The organism is Pectobacterium atrosepticum, assembly GCA_019056595.1.
Classification (GTDB): Bacteria; Pseudomonadota; Gammaproteobacteria; order Enterobacterales; family Enterobacteriaceae; genus Pectobacterium; species Pectobacterium atrosepticum.
Genome location: CP036163.1, coordinates 605,665 through 622,967, shown reverse-complemented (window position 1 = coordinate 622,967; position 17,303 = coordinate 605,665). Strand labels below are relative to the sequence as shown.

Here is a 17,303-nt window from a genome sequence, read left to right as displayed (position 1 = left end):
CTCTCTAACTTAAACAGACGAATATTTTTTAATATTTTATTGATTTATAAGAAATTAATCTAATTATAACAAAAATGGCAGCCATAAATAGCCCGGTTATTCCTCAATGCAAAAAAGGCGATGAAGAGCCTATCTCTGTTCAAAATAATAAGTGAAACAGTTCCGTGGGATAGGTTTAACGCACGCTAATGCGAAATGATTTTACCCACGAACAAAGGTTTCCCTACATCAAACAGGCTTACCTTGCGTATGCCAACGTCATATGTCTTAAAATAGTCAGTAACAGCAGGAGTGAGTCAGGTAATGATTCGGTTAGAAAACGTGAGCGTTGATTTTCCCGCCGGTAAAGATGCACAGTCCAGGGCGGTGAACAACGTCAACCTGACCATTCAACAGGGTGAAGTTTTTGGGATTGTTGGCACCAGCGGCGCGGGGAAAAGTACGCTGTTGCGGACGATCAATTTATTGCAGCGCCCAACCGAAGGGCGCGTGTTTCTGGGCGATACGCTGATCAGCGATGCTTCTGGCCGTGAATTGCGCCAGCATCGTCAGCGTATCGGGATGATCTTCCAGCATTTTAATCTAATGCATACCCGCAATGTGTATGACAACGTGGCGTTCAGCCTGCGTGCCGCGGGCAAGAGTAAAGAAGAGATTGCCTCGCGCGTGCCGGAAATTCTGGCGCTGGTCGGGTTGCAGGATAAAGAGGCCTCGTATCCAGCGCAGTTGAGTGGTGGGCAGAAACAGCGTGTAGGCATCGCCCGTGCCATTGCCAACCATCCCGAAGTGCTGCTGTGTGATGAACCTACCTCGGCGCTGGATCTGGAAACGTCAGCGTCTATTCTGGCGTTATTGAAAAGTATTAATGTTCGGTTAGGTATCACAATCGTGCTGATTTCCCATGAAATGAGCGTGATTAAAAGTATTTGTCAGCGCATGGCGGTGATGACGGGCGGAAATATTGTGGAAGAGGGTGAGGTCTTTACGATCTTCTCTGCGCCTCAACACGCCTACACCAAACAGCTGGTTAGCCATACCACGCCGATCGAATTACCTGAGCGTTTTAAGCAGAATAATAAAGGTGTCCTGCTGAAAATACTCTTCGCCGATGATTCGGTAGAACAACCGATATTATCCGACGTTGCGCAGCGGTTTCAGGTATCGGTGAATATTCTGCACGGGAATATTGAGTACATTAACGATCGCGCATTGGGGCATATTATCGCCCAGATTTCATATCGTGACGATCCAGCAGCAGAAAATCTCGCGGCGGCTATTACTTATATTCGACAGAATACCTTTGGGGTGGAGGTCATCAATGACTGAGTTAATAGGTGAATTAATCTTCGCCTTCGGTGAAACCTTCACGATGGTGTGTATTTCAACGCTTTGTGCGGTGATATTCGGCTTGCCGTTAGGTATTGCGATTTATGTGACCGATCGTCATTTGTTCTGGCAGAACCGTTTTATCTATCTGGTATCTACCGTTTTGGTGAATATCATCCGCTCGATCCCGTTTGTGATCCTGCTGGTGCTACTGTTGCCATTAACACAACTGCTGCTGGGGAACACAATAGGGCCTGTTGCGGCGGCGGTACCGATGTCTGTGGCGGCGATTGCGTTTTATGCCCGACTGGTGGATTCCGCGCTGCGTGAAGTTGATCCGGGTATTGTTGAAGCGGCTGAGGCTTTTGGTGCCAGCCCGACGCGCATCATCGCGACCGTGCTCTTGCCTGAAGCCTTGGCGGGATTGTTACGCGGCCTGACGATCACGCTGGTCAGCCTGATTGGTTACTCGGCGATGGCCGGAATTGTGGGCGGCGGCGGTGTCGGCGATTTGGCGATCCGCTTCGGCTATTATCGCTATGAAACCGAAGTCATGGTTGTGACGGTGATTGCATTGGTGGTACTGGTGCAGGTCGTACAAACGCTGGGCGATATGCTCTCGCGACGGGCGAATAAGCGCGAACGCCGCTAAGCCGCGACAGAATACGTTATTCAGGACAGCAGAGAGATGTCATGAAAATAGACAAAATTGTATTACGAAAAATGAAAATGGCGCTCAAAACGCCATTTACCACCAGCTTTGCGACGCAGACGGAGAAACACTTCTCCATCGCGGAAATTCACGCGGGTGGGCAGATTGGTTACGGCGATTGTTCCGCCATTTCCCTGCCATTTTATAACGAAGAAACCAACGTCACCGCCTGGCATATTATGCGTGACTTCCTGATCCCGATGATTAAGCAGGCTGGAGATATTGAGCACCCTTCGCAGGTTCGCGATATTTTCGCTCCGGTAAAGCGTAATAACTGCGCTAAAGCGGCAATCGAAGGTGGCATCTGGGATGCTTACGCAAAGATAAAAGGTGTCCCACTGCATCAATTACTGGGCGGAGTACGGGATAAAGTCGAAGCGGGTGTCAGTATCGGTATTCAGGAAACGCCCGATAAATTAGTCAGCGTGGTCGATAATTTCCTGAAGGAAGGCTACAAGCGCATCAAAATAAAAATCAAGCCGGGAAAAGATTACGACTATATTGCGGCGCTGCGTCAGGAATTTGGTGATATTACGCTGATGGTGGATGCCAATTCCGCCTATACGCTGGACGATATCGATTTCTTTAAGCGCATCGATAAATTCAATCTACTGATGATTGAACAACCGCTGGCGCACGACGATATTATCGACCACCGCAAACTTCAGGCAGCGGTGAACACGCCTATCTGCTTGGATGAAAGTATTGCGTCGGTAGAAGATGCTCGTAAAGCAATAGAGCTGGGCAGCGCCAAAATCATCAATATCAAAGTGGCGCGCGTGGGCGGTATTACTGAAACCAAGCTGATTCATGATTACTGTCAGGCGCACAATATTCCGGTGTGGTGCGGCGGTATGCTGGATACGGCGGTCGGTAAAGCGCACAACATTGCGGTGTCTACGCTGCCGAACTTTATCTATGCGCACGATATTCCGCCATCTTCCCGCTACTGGCATGAAGACTTCATGCTGCCGTTTGTCGAATTAGACAACGACAGCTGTGTCGCGGTGCCAAATAAACCGGGAATCGGCTTTGATATCAAGCCTGAACTGTACGACAAATATTGCTACGGACAGGAAACCTTTTTGTTTTAACTATTTGTTAAATAAAAAACTTTAAAGTTAGTAAGCAGTAAAGCGTTATCCAACACCAGGGAATAACGTCATAAAAATAGAACAGGGCGCTACAGACGCCCATAATCGTTATACGACATGGCAACAGAGAGCGTGGGATAGAAGAGTAAAGCGTCCGCGCCAGGGATGGCGCGGCTCGAGCGTACAGGGATGTATTCACCGCGTCTTTACGATCTACCCACGTTCTCTGCCCGCCTTACTGCGTCATCAATATCATGGCACCTATTGCGCCCAAAATAATGATAAAGACTGACTAAATCGGACAGACAGGAACGCGACAATGCGATTGAAAAAACTCATTCCACTCATGCTGGCGTTGGGCATTTCTCAGGCTTACGCAGCAGATTCAGGCAAAGAAATCACCATCGGCGTATCGCCGGGGCCGTATGGCGATATGGTCACGAAAGCGATCAAGCCGGAAATGGTGAAAAAAGGCTACGACGTGAAAGTGCGGGAATTCAGCGACTACATCCAGCCGAATCTGGCGCTGTCGAATAACAGTATCGACGCCAACCTGTTCCAAAACCGCCGCTACCTTGACCGCTTCAGCGCGGATAAAGGGCTGAAACTGGCGGAAGTGATCACCGTGCCGACGGCCAGCATGGGCTTTTACTCCAACAAAGTGCGCTCGCTGAATGAACTGAAAGCCGGAGATATCATTACGTTACCGAACGATCCGTCAAATCTGGCACGCTCGCTGGATTTCCTGCAAAAATACGGCCTCATCAAGATCAATCCAGACATTACGCCGACCAAAGCATCGCTGCGTGATATCAAGGAAAACCCGAAAGGGCTGGTCTTTAAACCGCTGGAAGCGGCACAGATACCACGTGCGCTGGGCGGTGTAACGGGTTCGCTGATTAATGCCAATTTCGCGATTTCCGCAGGTCTGAATCTGTCTGACGCCATTCAACTGGATGTGCTGCCGGAAGACCTGAAAAACATGATCGTCGTGCGTGCGGAAGATACCGACAAACCGTTTGCTCAGGATCTGAAAGCCGCCGTTCAATCCCCAGAATTCGCCGCGTTCTTTGCGGACAAAAACTCAATGTTTCACGCGTTCCAGAAGCCTGAGTGGATGAAGAAGTAATTGACCTTTCAAGCTGCCAGTGACCTATTGCTCGTCGGTCACTGGCTTCTTCACTGAACGTGTCTCAACCAGCAAACTCCCTCCTAGCCAACATACTTTGTTAACTCAAAGATAAAAATATTTCAAGTATTGTAATTTTTTGTATAAATGTCATTCTTCGTAAGATTTATCAACACAACATAACGAGGATTTAATGAAAAAAATACTTTCTGCTGCTGTATTGGCGCTGGTGCTGACCGGATGTGCCCAACAAACGTTTACAGTCAAGAATGCCGCTGTTGCAACACCTAAACAGGTGACAACACATCACTTCTTCGTCTCTGGGATTGGTCAGAAGAAAACTATTGATGCTGCGGCGGTATGTGGCGGTGCTGATAAAGTTGCTCGCACTGAAACACAGACGACCTTTGTTAACGGTTTACTTGGGGTGGTGACATTCGGGATTTATACGCCGAGAGAAGCACGCGTTTATTGCTCAATCTAAATTAAAGACGGCTTTTATATAAGTCTGTCTTACGATAAAGCCATCTCCTATCGAGATGGCTTTATTTTTTTGCCCCGTTAGCTGTTTGCAACTAACAACTTCCTCTGTAGCCATATTTAGCGTGTCCAGCAATGTCACACGGCTATGCCGTTTGGGCACGATAGGGCGTGTCACTTAGGCTACTGTTCTGGTAGCTGTTCAAAATAAATCTATCAGGTGTAATAACGGTTCAAACTCAAACCTGCGTTATTGATTTAGCTGTTAGGAGGTGAGGACTCGCTCTGAATAGCGTGACGGTTATTTCTTTGTTCACAACTTATCTATAAACGTTTCATCTTAGTGCAACGAAACGGAAACAAGCATCCTTACAGTGCAATATTGCGCTATAGACTCACGCAAAGCCCTCTAAATTCAATCAATGATGATCTGGCACATAGTTTGCTTCGTTTACGAACGTTCGTTCGGTTAGTTGTCGTGTTTGTTAACTACGCCGCCGAGCCTAAACGTTTGAGTCAGCTGCTTTTAATAACTATCAACGATTCATCTGCGTGAGACATTAAAAATGAGCTTGGAAACCAAAGAATTTATCGACCTATCCGCCTCATCTAGTGAGCACAAACTCACTGGCCAGATGGGAGCTGTGAGTCTGGCACTTACCGTACTGGCTTTTTCAGCCCCGCTTACCACCGTATCTGGATACATTCCGGTAGCAATGATGTTTGGAGGAGTGGCCGCACCTTTGGTGTTTATGATCATAACCGCTGTCATTTTGCTATTCGCTGTTGGTTACACTGCAGTCATTAATGCTGTTAATCGTCCCGGTGACTTCTATTCTTTCATCAGCTTCGGACTGGGTAAATCAGTAGGTTTGGGAGCAGGGTTAATGGCTGCAGTCTCTTATTTCCTTCTTCTTGCTGGTGTCGCGTCTTTTTTTGGGGTGTCGGCATCTGAGCTTATGAAAGGGATAACTGGAAGTTCATTACCCTGGTATGCCTATGCGCTAATTTGTTGGGCAGCGGTTGCATTACTGGGCTATTTGCATGTTGAACTTTCTGCAAAAGTATTGTCATGGGTTATGCTTAGCGAAGTGATAATTTGTCTGGTTTTTTCTGGGAGCATCATCGGTAGTGGGGATATAGCGATTCCTACTTTCGCTCCATTTGCCGTATCTGAATTGACCGCAGAAGGGGCTAATATTCCTTTTGCTATGCTCTTTGCGGTATCTTTCTTTATTGGGTTCGAAGCAACAGCGTTGTTTCGTGATGAGGTTCGCTCTCCAGAGAAAACGATTCCGAGAGCGACGTACGGAGCGATTATTTTCATTGGAACGATTTATACCATTTGCGCCTATGCTTTAATTGCGGCTTATGGACCGGAAGTGAGAACTATCGCTCAAAATGCTCCAGCGACTATGTTCTCAGATGCATTTTCGAAATATATAAGCCCGAAGCTAAGCATGATTGTTGCTGTTTTAGTATTGACCTCGTCATTCGCCTGTGTGCTCTCTATCCATAATGTGTTGTCACGCTATCTGCATAATCTTGGTACAGATGGCGCATTCCCCCGAGTGTTGCGTAGAGTGCATCCTCGGCATGCTTCACCTTATGTTGCATCATTGAGTGTTTCTGCTCTGGTTCTTTTGGTTATGGCACCGTTCATTATCAGCGGCGCACAACCTGATGTTCTTTATGGACAGTTGTCTGGCGTAGGCACTGCTGGGATCATCATGTTGATGACAGTCGTTTGTATTGCCTCACTGGTTTGGTATTTCCGTGTTGGTCGTCCTGAAAAACTCAGTGTTGTCAGATTATTTATGGCTCCCGTTATTTCAGGTGTTTTCTTTATTGGTTTGACAGTGTTGGTTACTAAAAACTTTGATCTTCTCGTGGGGGGAGAACCCGGTGAACGCCGCTGGATGCTTTATTGTCTGCTAGGTGTGCTTTTCGTTGGTATGGGATTAGCTCAGTTTTATAAGAAGAAGTATCCAAAAGTATATGAGTGCCTTGGACGCTCACATTTATAATCATAAAAAGTACGTCTTATGACAGCCGCTTTTGCGGCTGTCATATTGTAATAAGGTATTGAATCCAGAGTTTACACATTGAGTATTAAATCTTTAGGATTCCTGCCGCAATTCTTTCCGCGTAGCGAATACATTCTTCGAGATTCTCTTGGCTATCATCCCACTTCCACCAACTGTTCGCTCCATCGAGTGTTACACGAATTATCTTAGATTTCTGTTTTGCATCATCGATACCTAGATCCGTTGCAATTGATTCATACATAAAATCACAGAAGGATAGCCACTCAATCATCTCAGAGCGTAGGTCTGTTGGTAGAATACTTCCCAGTCGATCCGTAGCCATTAGCATATCAAATAGATCATTTTCAGGATGTTTTATCTGCTGAATGATATGTACTCGAATGAGTGCTGACCAGTATTCTTCCAATGTTTCACTTTGGCTCAACCCTTCCTTAACCGCCATAGCAAAGGAATAGTAATGCCACCGAAACGCTGAAGAAACAATCTGATCTTTGCCGGCAGGAAAGTGGGAATACATTGTAGGTGGTTTTAAATCAACAGCTTTAGCTAGGCTACGCATTGAAACGGCATCATAACCGTCTTTAGTGGCTATTTTAAGAAAAGCCTGAAGAATTGATAATTTGCTTTTAGAAAAATTTCCCCATTCAAAGGAAGTAAGATAGACGTCCAATCTCTGTAGCATTTTTCTCGTTGTGGTAAGGGAATGCATAATTATCGCGTATGTAAGGGAAAACCACACTTTACAATAAAAAACACATTCAGCCTAAAGTGAAACGAGTATCGGTAATGGGAATATTGTTGGTTTTATTACGCTAAGCCGTCACTTGGCAAAAAAATTATGTGCCAAGACGGCGCGAAATATACCAAATACCTAGCCCGCCTATCGCCATTGCTGCACCGATATATCCTGTTGAGGTCCATCCATACCCTGCGGAGATCGCGATTCCGCCTAGCCATGGACCAACCGCATTGGCGATGTTGAACGCAGCATGATTAGACGCTGCGGCTAGAGAAGGGGCACTACTTGCTACTTCCAGAAGTCGAATTTGCAGAGCAGGTGCGAGAGCCATGAGACAACCTACCAAAAGAATTGATATAGCTGCGTATAAAGTCCCGTGCATTGCAGATGGGTAAATGAACATACAAACAGCACTCCCTGCTAAAATTATGCCCACAGAATCAAAACCAAAGCGGTCACATAGTCGACCACCAATTACGTTACCCACGACCGTACCAATGCCAAATAACACCAGCATCAATGGCACCCCGTGAGGAGATAGTTTGGTAATGTTGGTTAGCGCTGGCGCAAGATAGCTATATACGCAGAACATACCTGCAAACCCAACAGCCGCAATTCCCAACGTAAGCCAAACTTGAATATTCATCATTGCCTGTAACTCAATCTGTGGTGCGCTACGTTTCTCATTTGGATTGGGGGGAAGAAAGAGGGCGATCATGATCAGAGTTAACATGGCAAGTATGCAGACCATAACGAACGCCCATCGCCACCCAAATACCTGACCGATGAATGTTGCTGAGGGAGTACCGACAACAATTGATAACGTCACGCCTAACATAAAACGACTTATTGCTCTGGCTCTTTGATGCAGGGGGACAGAAGAGGCAACAACAAACCCAGCTACGCCGAAATATGCACCATGAGGAATGCCGCTTAGGAAGCGTGCGAAGAAAAGGCTGCTAAAACTAGTAGAAAAAACGGTAGCAAAATTACCAATTATTACTAGCGTCATCGTTAATAGCAGTAAACTTCGTCGCGACAACTTTGCACCCAACAATGTTAGAAGGGGGGCACCGACTATAGCGCCGAGAGCATAAGCACTGATTACACCAGCGGCACGTGTTTCCGTTATGCCAGAAGAACGGGCGATATCAGGAAGCAGGCCCATTGATGCGAATTCAGTCGCCCCTAATGCAAAGCCACCAAGTGCAAGTGCGATCTCCAGCAGACGTACTCTTTGCTTTTTCAGCATATCCTGTGTTCTGGCCACGTTTTTAATCACCTTGAATTTTCTTCATACATTCAAAATAAACGCCACACCATCTTTTAAGATGATTAAACATTCATGTGTTTTGATCTTAATATTCGGTTGTATAAGAGATAATGCGTGCGTAAATACTTACGACAATTACTGTCTCCATACAGGCAGAAAATAAAAGCAGTGCTGAATTAAACATGACTATTTTTTCTGAAGGTAAGGGCGGAGATATCGGGGGCCATGAGACCCCGAATTTGCTTTCTAACTTTCACCCATCAATGAACTGGGATAAATATCAGTAAATACGTAGCGGAAGAGAAAGATAGCCACGTACACGGTCAGTATGGGCAATCCCCGCTTCGCCAGCGATCTGAATGCGGGTTGCTTTCTTGGCAACGGCATCGAATACCGAGCGAACCGCAGAACGGCTGATCAACTGACCCGCACAGGCATGGTGGCCCACACCAAAAGTCAGATTCATGCTGGTTTCTGGTGGACGTTTATGGTTGAACTCGTGTGGGTTTTCGAAAAACTCAGGATCTCGGTTCGCCGCAGCAATAACAGCACGCACTGGTGTGCCTTTGGTAACGGGAATGCCATCTATCTCGGTATCCTCCGTCGCATAACGAATCATTGAAATTTCGGCGGGATAAAGTCGGGTTAACTCATTGATTATCGCATTACGTTCTTCCGGTTGTGTACGATACAGCTCGAACGTTTCTGGTTCACGAGCAAAATGGTTAAGACCCGATGCAATGACTGTTGCTGGGTTAGGCGATCCAGAACCATAGAACAGCACCATCGTTTCCAATACGGCGCGTTCTGTCAGTTTTCCTTCGTCAGCCAGTTTAAGGAAATCATCGACCAGCCCCTGCGGACCAACGTTTGGATTGCTGCGTTTTTCTTTAATGTAATGAGCACAACGTTCAAAAAGATAGTCAAAAGATTGAGATGCTTTCTCTGTATCATCACGGCCAACACCATGACCCAGTGCATCCGTACAGGTCAAAAAATGACGATAAATTAGGCCAGCATCATCTTCCGGCACGCCAAGAGCACGGCACATGGTTGCATGCGGAGGAACGACTGCTAGCTCGTAAAACGCATCCATCACGCTACCGTCGCTGTAACGATCAAGAGCATTCTCCGCCAATTCAGTGGCAATTGTGACGTACTGGTTAACTAGTTTTGGTGTAAACCACTTATTAGAGTGGCGACGCAATGTTGTGTGCTCAGGAGGATCGCAATTCAGAACGGTATTATCAAAATTATTCCAAGGACCATTGCCAAAATTAGAAATACCCAGCGGCGCTTTTAGCCACGTCATGACATCGTGATAACGAGTAAGTACAATTTCACCATTTTCCATGCGGTACACTGGGTGCTCGGCGCGGACTTTGTCATACCACGGATACGGGTTTACGCGAAAAAGACGATCGGCCCATGGGAAATATTTATCCTGCCTTTCTGGATGTGCAAACATGAGTGGTCTCCCCTGAGTTTTAGTTGGCAATAATGAATTGGCGGCTTGCCCAACAGACAGCCATATCGCTGACAGCATACGGCAGTGCCGCATCGTGAAAACCGGGTTCACCCACTTGCTTGGCTCCCAGATCTTGCATCAGATTAATCAATGACTTGATCGCTTGGTTGTAAGTCTCATAAGTGCTATCACCTAGCCCAAACGCTGAAAACTTCACCCCTTTCAAATCTGGAGAAGAGGCTTTAAGGCTTTCGTAAAACGGTGCTGCCGTCATGGGCAGTTCACCCTCTCCGTAAGTCGAGGTCATCAGGATGATGTGCTCTTCATTTGCAATTTCAGCCACGTCGTAGGTATCCATCGCGACAGCGGTGGCGGTAATTCCTGAATCATTCAGCGCGGTAGCCATATCTTCCGCAGCCATTTCAGCATTGCCGCTTTCTGTACCAAAAATAATTTTCAACATCTAAAACCTCTGTTAGATAACTAAGTAACCGCTCAACACGATTTTCAGACGCGTGGGGCAAGAAACCGTTGACGGACTAGGACCCTGTTATTTCGCTACAGGAACTTGATTTTCCATAACGGAAAGCATTTCAGTTATGGACGTTGTTTTTTTTCTGCACCTTCCTGGTGCCGCAGAATGAATTTCATGCCGATCAAGTCGCTTCCATTGCTCAAACGAAACCGCTTTATGGGTAACAAGATGTTCAATTGCCTTTAATCCTGGTTTACCTATGTTTTGACGGCCGTTATGCAAATCCTCCACAATTAAAGAGGCGACCTCTGCGGCATCTCTTCGGTTCTCGGCAACCGTTCCTTTTGGGCCACGGCGTGCCCAGCCAACTGGATACGTTCCCGGCGTCAATGCTAACGAGTCACTCTCTTCGCTACAGAATCCTACGGCTGTTATCACGGTGTCATACTCGAGGTCTTCAACCGTTCCACCTTCGTTAAGTCGCAATGTCAATACGGTGGCTTGGTTTCGAGAAGAGATGAGAAGAGGGGCGGCACTGAAACGAAAATTGATTTCAACCGAACCCGATACAAGTGAAGATACCGCTTCTGTACTTAGCAGTAGGTCAGCGGCTGGGCAGTTAATGTCTAATGGTTTATTAAGCCAGTTGACCGTAGCCCCTTTCAGGTGGCAGATCTCACGTAGCATGGCTAGGTCAAATTTTGCAGACTCAATGGGAGAACGGCCAATTATGTCGATACGCCTGACATTGGTAGTACACAATTCAAGTCTCAGGTTGTCATCAACATCTGAACCTAAAAGCTCATCTTCGCTTTTAGCGATGAGTCTTACGATGTCCATAGCAACGTTACCGTTGCCTATCACAGCGACGCGATCTCCAAGAGGGCGAGTAACGTCTTGACCGTTAATGCTTTTGTTCGGATAGCCGTTCAACGCGCGCAGGAGCTTTCCTGCACCGATTACATTCTCTAGGTCATCCCCAGGTATACCTAGCCTACGATCTGAACTCAGACCGGTTGCAAAAACGACCACATCAAAGGCAACCATGAGTTCGTCCACGCCGAGATCCTTACCGATCTCAACATTACCCATAAAGCGCACACCACTGTGGGTAAATAAACGTTCGAATTGGGCAGAAACATTTTTTGTACCTTGGTGGTCAGCTGCTACCCCATACCGCAGGAGGCCATAGGGAACGGGTAACGCTTCAAACACAGTTATTTCAGCACTGGGTATGGATTTCTTAAGAAATTGTGCACTGTAGCAGCCAGCAGGGCCGCTACCAACGATCGCTATAGTGGGTGTCAGTTCGGACATATTGGCACCTTTAGAGGTTGCTATTACTATAATGATAAATTTACGAACGAACGGACGTTCGGTTTTCGTTTTGTTAAAAAAAACGACACATACTTGCAGTCGTCTTCGTTTAAACATCACGCTTATCTTGTGACATTGTTAATACATTTACATGCCAGGTATTAGGTGATCAAGTATTTTTTCCTGATAAATCTGTTTTATTTTCAATGGGTACGTTCAAAATGAGTGCAGTGTAACGATTAAGTGCACCATATAAATGCATTTGAAGTAATCAAGAATGTAACATTCCATTAACTGACTCTGTTTGTGTTATGAAAGAAGGCGAAAGTCATATCCTTACACTCAATTTCTACAATGGTATGAGTCAGTATCCAGAGATGAGTACTTGAGCTTTTTCGATCCAAAATGGTGCATCAAGGGAATGTGTACTAAAAAATTTTCTGCCTTTAACGCTGTGAAAAATTATTAATGACACCATAAGCAATATGGCATCACCACTCAGAACCTGAATATTCGTAGTATGGGATTAAATTTATCAACATGAAGGATGTTGTTACCCATCTCTATTCTCGTGTTGCTTGTGCCGTGCCAGCAGGTGACTGCCTTGCTCCCCTAATTCCCAGAACAAGCCGGTCATGATTGCTAATCCTTCTCGGGCGACAGATTTCAGTAGGTGTTCGTTGACGGCGTGCTGGCCGCATGCGGGGTAAGAGTGGGGGATCCACAGCGTTGGCAGACCGAGGATGTCAGCGAAGACGTCATTAGGCAGCGAGCCGCCCAGATTGGGTAACAGCGCGGGTTGCTTACCGCTGATTTGCTGCATCAGCGCCAGCGTCCAGTTTACCAGCGGATCTTCGGGGTTAAACCGCGTCGCTGGAGACGTGTTAAGCACCTCAACGTCTACCTGATCAAAGCCGTGCTGGTCGAGGTGTTGATGCACATGTTGTGCCAAATTTTTCCAGTCGGTGCCGACCACAAAGCGCAGTTGGCAAATCGCGGTGGCGTCAGCGGGGATCGCGTTCACCGGCTTGTTTGGGTTACCGGTAATGAACGACAGCACTTCCAGCGTGTTCCAGCCAAATAGCCGCTCGGCAGGCGTGAGTCCCTCTGCACCCCAGTTTTCATCAATCGCCGGATCGCCCTCGCTGCCTGCGGGATCAATCGTGCTGAGAATTTCCCGCAGTGCTGGTGTCAGCGGCGGGGGGAGCAGGGCGTCGATTTTCATCCGTCCTTGCTCGTCCACCAGACTGGCTATGGCGTTCGCCAACTGCGTACCCGGATTGCTCAGCAGCCCGCCCCAGTTACCAGAATGGTATGCCTGCTCACGTGCCTTGATGCGTAAACGGAAGTTAGCGCAGCCGCGAGAGCCGAGGAACAACGTCGGGCGTTCTGCATTAAGTCGCGGCCCGTCGGAGGCAATAAAAATATCGGCAGCCAGTTCCTGTTTATGCTGTTGGCATAGGTCGGCAAGCCCCGGAGAACCTATTTCTTCACCCATCTCGAACAGCAGCTTGCAGTTGAAGCCCAGACGCTGCCCGCGCGCCTGAAACACCTGCTCAAGTGCCATCAAGTTAATACTGTGCTGGCCTTTATTATCGGCGCTGCCGCGTCCGTACCAGTGGTTGCCTTCTTCCACCAATTCCCAGGGCATCAGCCCATCGCGCCAGTTTTCTTCATCACCGAAAACCACGTCGCCGTGGCCGTAAGAGAGCACTGTCGGTAGGTTGGGATCTTCAATGCGTTCGGCCAGCAGAAAAGGGGGATGACGTTCATCTGACGAGGCGATCAGTTTTACGTTGAACCCCATCGCCAGCAACGCGGGCTGGATCTCGTCAGTCAGATAGCGGTTCAGCGCAGGCTGGTTATCGGTTTTCTGACTCTCGCTGGTATGCGCAATACGCCGTGCCAGCGTCTGCTTAAATTCTCCGCGATCGAAACGTTCACAGGCGATACGAATAAGGTCTGCGCTGGTCATGCCTTTCCTTGCTGGATAATGTGCCGAAGTTACCGATATTTAAAGGAAAAACGAGCTTTGCAACAATAATAAAAATTGCAATTAAGCTTTGCTTTTAATATAAACCTCCGAGTCCCCTCGCTCTGTCTGAAAGGAAGGCCGGTATGCACAGCTCCGAGATTCGTTATTTTTTGGTGGTTGCCACCACCGGTTCGCTCAGCGCCGCCAGTCAGCACCTGTTTGTTGCCGTTTCTGCTATCAGCCGCCAGATTCAGCGATTAGAGGAACGCATCGGTGTGCCGCTGTTCGAGCGTCATGCACGCGGCATGGTGTTAAATGATGCGGGACGCATTCTGGAAAATCATGTGCGCAAGAGTATGATGGATATGGATGCCGCTGTGGCAGAGATTCAGGGGCTGAAGGCCAGTCGCCGGGCACTGCTGCGGATTGGCTGTACGGAAGGAATGGCGTTTGATCTGTTGCCGACATTGTTTGCGCGTTTTCGCCAACATGATCCAGATACCACCTTTGCGCTGAAAGTGGACTCGGCGATGCAAGTGTCCCAGATGATCCGTAACGGTGAAGTGGATATCGCGCTACAGTTTGCGCTGGCTCCCGAGCAGGGCGTGAATGTAGAGCTGGCGCTGCCTGCGCCGCTGATGCTGCTGATGTCGGATGAACATCCGCTGGCGCAGCAGTCTATTCAACTGGCGGATCTGCATCCTTTCCCGCTGGCGCTGCCGGAATCATCGACGACGTTACGACAGCTGTTTGACCTCTCATGCCGCATGAACGGCACCTTTCTGGAACCGACGCTGTGCTGCAACAACTTCACCACGCTCTATTACTATGCGATGAGCACGCCGGGTGCGGTCACCGCCTGTAGCTTCTATTCCGTGATGTATAAGTGCTTACAGGAACCGATGCGCCTGAAGCCGTTAAATATTAAGCAGCTCGACCAGCGTTCGCTCCAGATCCAAACGCTGGCTGGTAAAGCGCATGCGCCGCAGCAGCAGGCTTTTCTGGATTTCATGATGGCGGAGTTGCGTCAGGGGGAGGCGTACTATCTGAGTCACATGGCGACGGATATGGTTTGATACTGTTCATTGCCATCGCTTATTTCACTCCATCTCGATAATGTCGCGTTTTTGCTCGTCTTCGAGCTGGCGCAGGACGCGATACACCTGCGCTACCGCCTGAAGCGTTTCGCGCGGAATATAATGGCCTTCCGGCGTGGTGCGATACAGCGTGCGGGTCAGCCAAATGAAGCGAATCACCGGGATGCCCGCTTTTTTCGCTTGTGCGATGAGCTCCTGCGCCGCCTTGTTTTCACCTTTAAACAAAATGCGCGGCAGCGGAGTTTTGCCGGGGCGATAGTAGAGCCCCACCGCATAGTGCGTCGGGTTGACTAGCAGCATATCGGCATCTTCCAGCTTCGGCTTGGGACGCGGCGCGGCGGATTCGTTCGCCAGTTCATGCGCCAGCGATTTGCGGTGGCCTTTCATATGCGGATCGCCTTCGGAATCTTTGTGCTCGTTGCGTAAATCTTCGTGGCTCATGCGCTGCTGCTTGAGAAAGAAATATTTTTGCATGCCGAAATCCAGTGCCGACAGCACCAGCAGCGCCGTTAGCGTGGTGCGGGTAATGCGCGTCAGCAGCGCTTTCACCCCTTGCCAGAAGCCGTGCAGATCGCCATAGGCTAATTCAACCAACGCCTCTAATTCCGGTACCACCACTTTATAAAAGACCGTACCGATCACCACCGCCTTTAGAATGTTGGTCAACATTTCCACCAGCTTGCGCATCGAAAACATCTGTTTGAACTGGTTGATTGGGTTCAGCCGATTGAGATCGAGCTTCAGCGCTTCGGGCGCGAACAGCGGACCATACTGGAGCCAACCACCCGCGATGCGTAACAGCACGGCAATTGCTGCAGACAGCAGGCAGAGCGTACCCGCCAGCACAGCGGCGTCATGAAACACTTCTTTCGCCACCTGCGCAAACGGTGTGCCAAGCCGTTGCAGCGGCAGCTGTACCAGCGTTTGCAGTTTCCCCATCGTGCTGTCCGCCAGCGCCAGTACACACTCCAGCAGGCCGACGCAGATCAGCAGCTTGGGCACATCCTGACTTTGCCCCACTTCCCCTTTGCGGCGTGCGTCTTCCAGTTTCTTCTCTGTGGGTTGTTCCGTTTTCTCACTCATCGGTTCCGCCTTGTTAGCTGTTCGATGCGGTAAAAAGCAGCGGGAGCAGGTGTTTGAGATCCGGCAACCCTTGAAGTTTGTGGTCGCCTAAATATTGCAGCACCGGCAGATAGATGATGAAAAATGCCATCCCGACCAGACATTTAGCCGGAATTGACAGAACGAACACTTGAAGCTGTGGGCTATACAGGCTGAGTAACGCAATGCTGAACTCTAATAGCAGCAGTAACGCTACCAGCGGCCCGGCGTAGACCACCAGATGAGTAAAGGTGTCGGCCAGCAGGTTGAGATACACCTCAAACCCTTTTTCGCTCGGCGCAGGCAGCCAGGACAGTACCGGCCAGATCTGGTAGCTGTCCCAAATCAGCTGTGTCAGCCCCTTTAGGCCGATACCGACAATCAGCAGCAGAATTAGGGTCTGTTTCAGTAGATGACCGAGCGGCGTGGCATCCGAGCCCAGCGCGGGGTTGAGCTGGCCGCCCATCAACGCACCGCGCTGGTTATCGAACAGCGCCCCGACAGACTCAAACAGCCAGAACGGCATCGCCAGAATGAGTGCAATCAGCAATCCCACCATGATTTCTTTGAACAACAGCGCGGGTAGCATCGGCCAGGAGAGCGGGGTCAACAGGAGTTGCTGCTGCACGATGGGGGCGGGCAACAGCGTCAGGGAAATCACCACGGCGTTGCGCATCATGCCTTTCAACACGTTGAGTGAGAAAACCGGCACCAGAATAAAGCAGGGATACAGCCGGGCGATGCCGAGTGTAATGGCGATGATAAAGTCGTAAACGTGCTGAATGGTGGCGATCATGCGGATTTATACCCCAGTGTGCGCAATCATGTTGAACGCGGTAATGGCTAATTGCATCAGCTCTACGCCAATCCAGCGGCCACAGAGCGCGAGCGTCAGCCCGACAGAGATCAGTTTGACGGCAAAGGGCAGCGTCTGATCCTGCAATTGCATTACCGCCTGTAGCAGTGAAATCAACACGCCGACAATCACTGCAACCAGCAGCGGCGGAGCAGAGAGCAGCACGACCATCACCATGGCCTGACGGAAAAGCGTGATTATTTCCATCGCGGC

General features: G+C 48.7%; 16 protein-coding genes. 7 read left to right on the top strand and 9 right to left on the bottom strand.

The window, feature by feature from the left end; genetic code table 11:
- The first annotated feature begins 303 nt into the window (after window positions 1-303).
- From DCX48_03450 to DCX48_03425, 6 genes are all read left to right on the top strand, one after another.
- On the top strand, window positions 304-1,326 hold the full coding sequence (locus tag DCX48_03450) for a methionine ABC transporter ATP-binding protein (protein QXE13641.1): 1,023 nt from the start codon (window positions 304-306) through the stop codon (window positions 1,324-1,326).
- The gene (locus tag DCX48_03445) at window positions 1,319-1,978 is read left to right on the top strand and encodes an ABC transporter permease (protein ID QXE13640.1); all 660 of its coding nucleotides are present in this window, start codon (window positions 1,319-1,321) and stop codon (window positions 1,976-1,978) included. The genes DCX48_03450 and DCX48_03445 overlap by 8 nt, the downstream gene beginning before the upstream one ends.
- 41 nt (window positions 1,979-2,019) lie before the next feature.
- Window positions 2,020-3,132 carry an o-succinylbenzoate synthase gene (menC, locus tag DCX48_03440; protein QXE13639.1) on the top strand — a complete coding sequence of 371 codons (1,113 nt, stop codon included), beginning with the start codon at window positions 2,020-2,022 and terminating at the stop codon, window positions 3,130-3,132.
- Between the two features lie 319 nt (window positions 3,133-3,451).
- Window positions 3,452-4,261 carry a metal ABC transporter substrate-binding protein gene (locus DCX48_03435; protein QXE13638.1) on the top strand — a complete coding sequence of 270 codons (810 nt, stop codon included), beginning with the start codon at window positions 3,452-3,454 and terminating at the stop codon, window positions 4,259-4,261.
- Window positions 4,262-4,454: 193 nt separating this feature from the next.
- The gene (locus DCX48_03430) at window positions 4,455-4,745 is read left to right on the top strand and encodes a lipoprotein bor (GenBank protein QXE13637.1); all 291 of its coding nucleotides are present in this window, start codon (window positions 4,455-4,457) and stop codon (window positions 4,743-4,745) included.
- A gap of 562 nt (window positions 4,746-5,307) precedes the next feature.
- Entirely contained in the window at window positions 5,308-6,768 is a 1,461-nt protein-coding gene (locus DCX48_03425; GenBank protein ID QXE13636.1) for an APC family permease, read from the top strand.
- An 85-nt stretch (window positions 6,769-6,853) separates the two neighbouring features.
- On the opposite strand, the gene DCX48_03420 is transcribed toward DCX48_03425, so the two are convergent.
- From DCX48_03420 to DCX48_03395, 6 genes are all read right to left on the bottom strand, one after another.
- A complete protein-coding gene (locus tag DCX48_03420) occupies window positions 6,854-7,498 on the bottom strand; it encodes a TetR/AcrR family transcriptional regulator (GenBank protein ID QXE13635.1) in 645 nt (214 codons plus the stop codon).
- A 127-nt stretch (window positions 7,499-7,625) separates the two neighbouring features.
- A complete protein-coding gene (locus tag DCX48_03415) occupies window positions 7,626-8,780 on the bottom strand; it encodes an MFS transporter (GenBank protein QXE17136.1) in 1,155 nt (384 codons plus the stop codon).
- Window positions 8,781-9,081: 301 nt separating this feature from the next.
- The gene (locus DCX48_03410) at window positions 9,082-10,362 is read right to left on the bottom strand and encodes a cytochrome P450 (protein ID QXE13634.1); all 1,281 of its coding nucleotides are present in this window, start codon (window positions 10,360-10,362) and stop codon (window positions 9,082-9,084) included.
- Window positions 10,289-10,732: a nitric oxide synthase gene (locus DCX48_03405; GenBank protein QXE13633.1), complete on the bottom strand. Its 444-nt coding sequence runs from the start codon at window positions 10,730-10,732 to the stop codon at window positions 10,289-10,291. Before DCX48_03405 ends, DCX48_03410 begins: the two co-directional genes overlap by 74 nt.
- Before the next feature lie 87 nt (window positions 10,733-10,819).
- A complete protein-coding gene (locus tag DCX48_03400; GenBank protein ID QXE13632.1) occupies window positions 10,820-12,178 on the bottom strand; it encodes an oxidoreductase in 1,359 nt (452 codons plus the stop codon).
- Window positions 12,179-12,614: 436 nt separating this feature from the next.
- Window positions 12,615-14,036: a M20 peptidase family dipeptidase gene (locus tag DCX48_03395; GenBank protein ID QXE13631.1), complete on the bottom strand. Its 1,422-nt coding sequence runs from the start codon at window positions 14,034-14,036 to the stop codon at window positions 12,615-12,617.
- Window positions 14,037-14,179: 143 nt separating this feature from the next.
- On the opposite strand from DCX48_03395, the gene DCX48_03390 reads away from it, so the two are divergent.
- Window positions 14,180-15,112 (top strand): LysR family transcriptional regulator, encoded by a 933-nt coding sequence (locus tag DCX48_03390; GenBank protein QXE13630.1) that lies wholly within the window; start codon window positions 14,180-14,182, stop codon window positions 15,110-15,112.
- Between the two features lie 24 nt (window positions 15,113-15,136).
- On the opposite strand, the gene DCX48_03385 is transcribed toward DCX48_03390, so the two are convergent.
- From DCX48_03385 to DCX48_03375, 3 genes are read right to left on the bottom strand one after another with little or no spacing between them, the layout of a single operon-like run.
- Entirely contained in the window at window positions 15,137-16,216 is a 1,080-nt protein-coding gene (locus tag DCX48_03385; GenBank protein QXE13629.1) for an EscU/YscU/HrcU family type III secretion system export apparatus switch protein, read from the bottom strand.
- A 13-nt stretch (window positions 16,217-16,229) separates the two neighbouring features.
- Window positions 16,230-17,030 (bottom strand): EscT/YscT/HrcT family type III secretion system export apparatus protein, encoded by an 801-nt coding sequence (locus tag DCX48_03380; GenBank protein ID QXE13628.1) that lies wholly within the window; start codon window positions 17,028-17,030, stop codon window positions 16,230-16,232.
- 6 nt (window positions 17,031-17,036) lie between these two features.
- Window positions 17,037-17,297, bottom strand: coding sequence for an EscS/YscS/HrcS family type III secretion system export apparatus protein (locus tag DCX48_03375; protein ID QXE13627.1), 261 nt, complete (start codon window positions 17,295-17,297; stop codon window positions 17,037-17,039).
- Window positions 17,298-17,303: the final 6 nt, after the last annotated feature.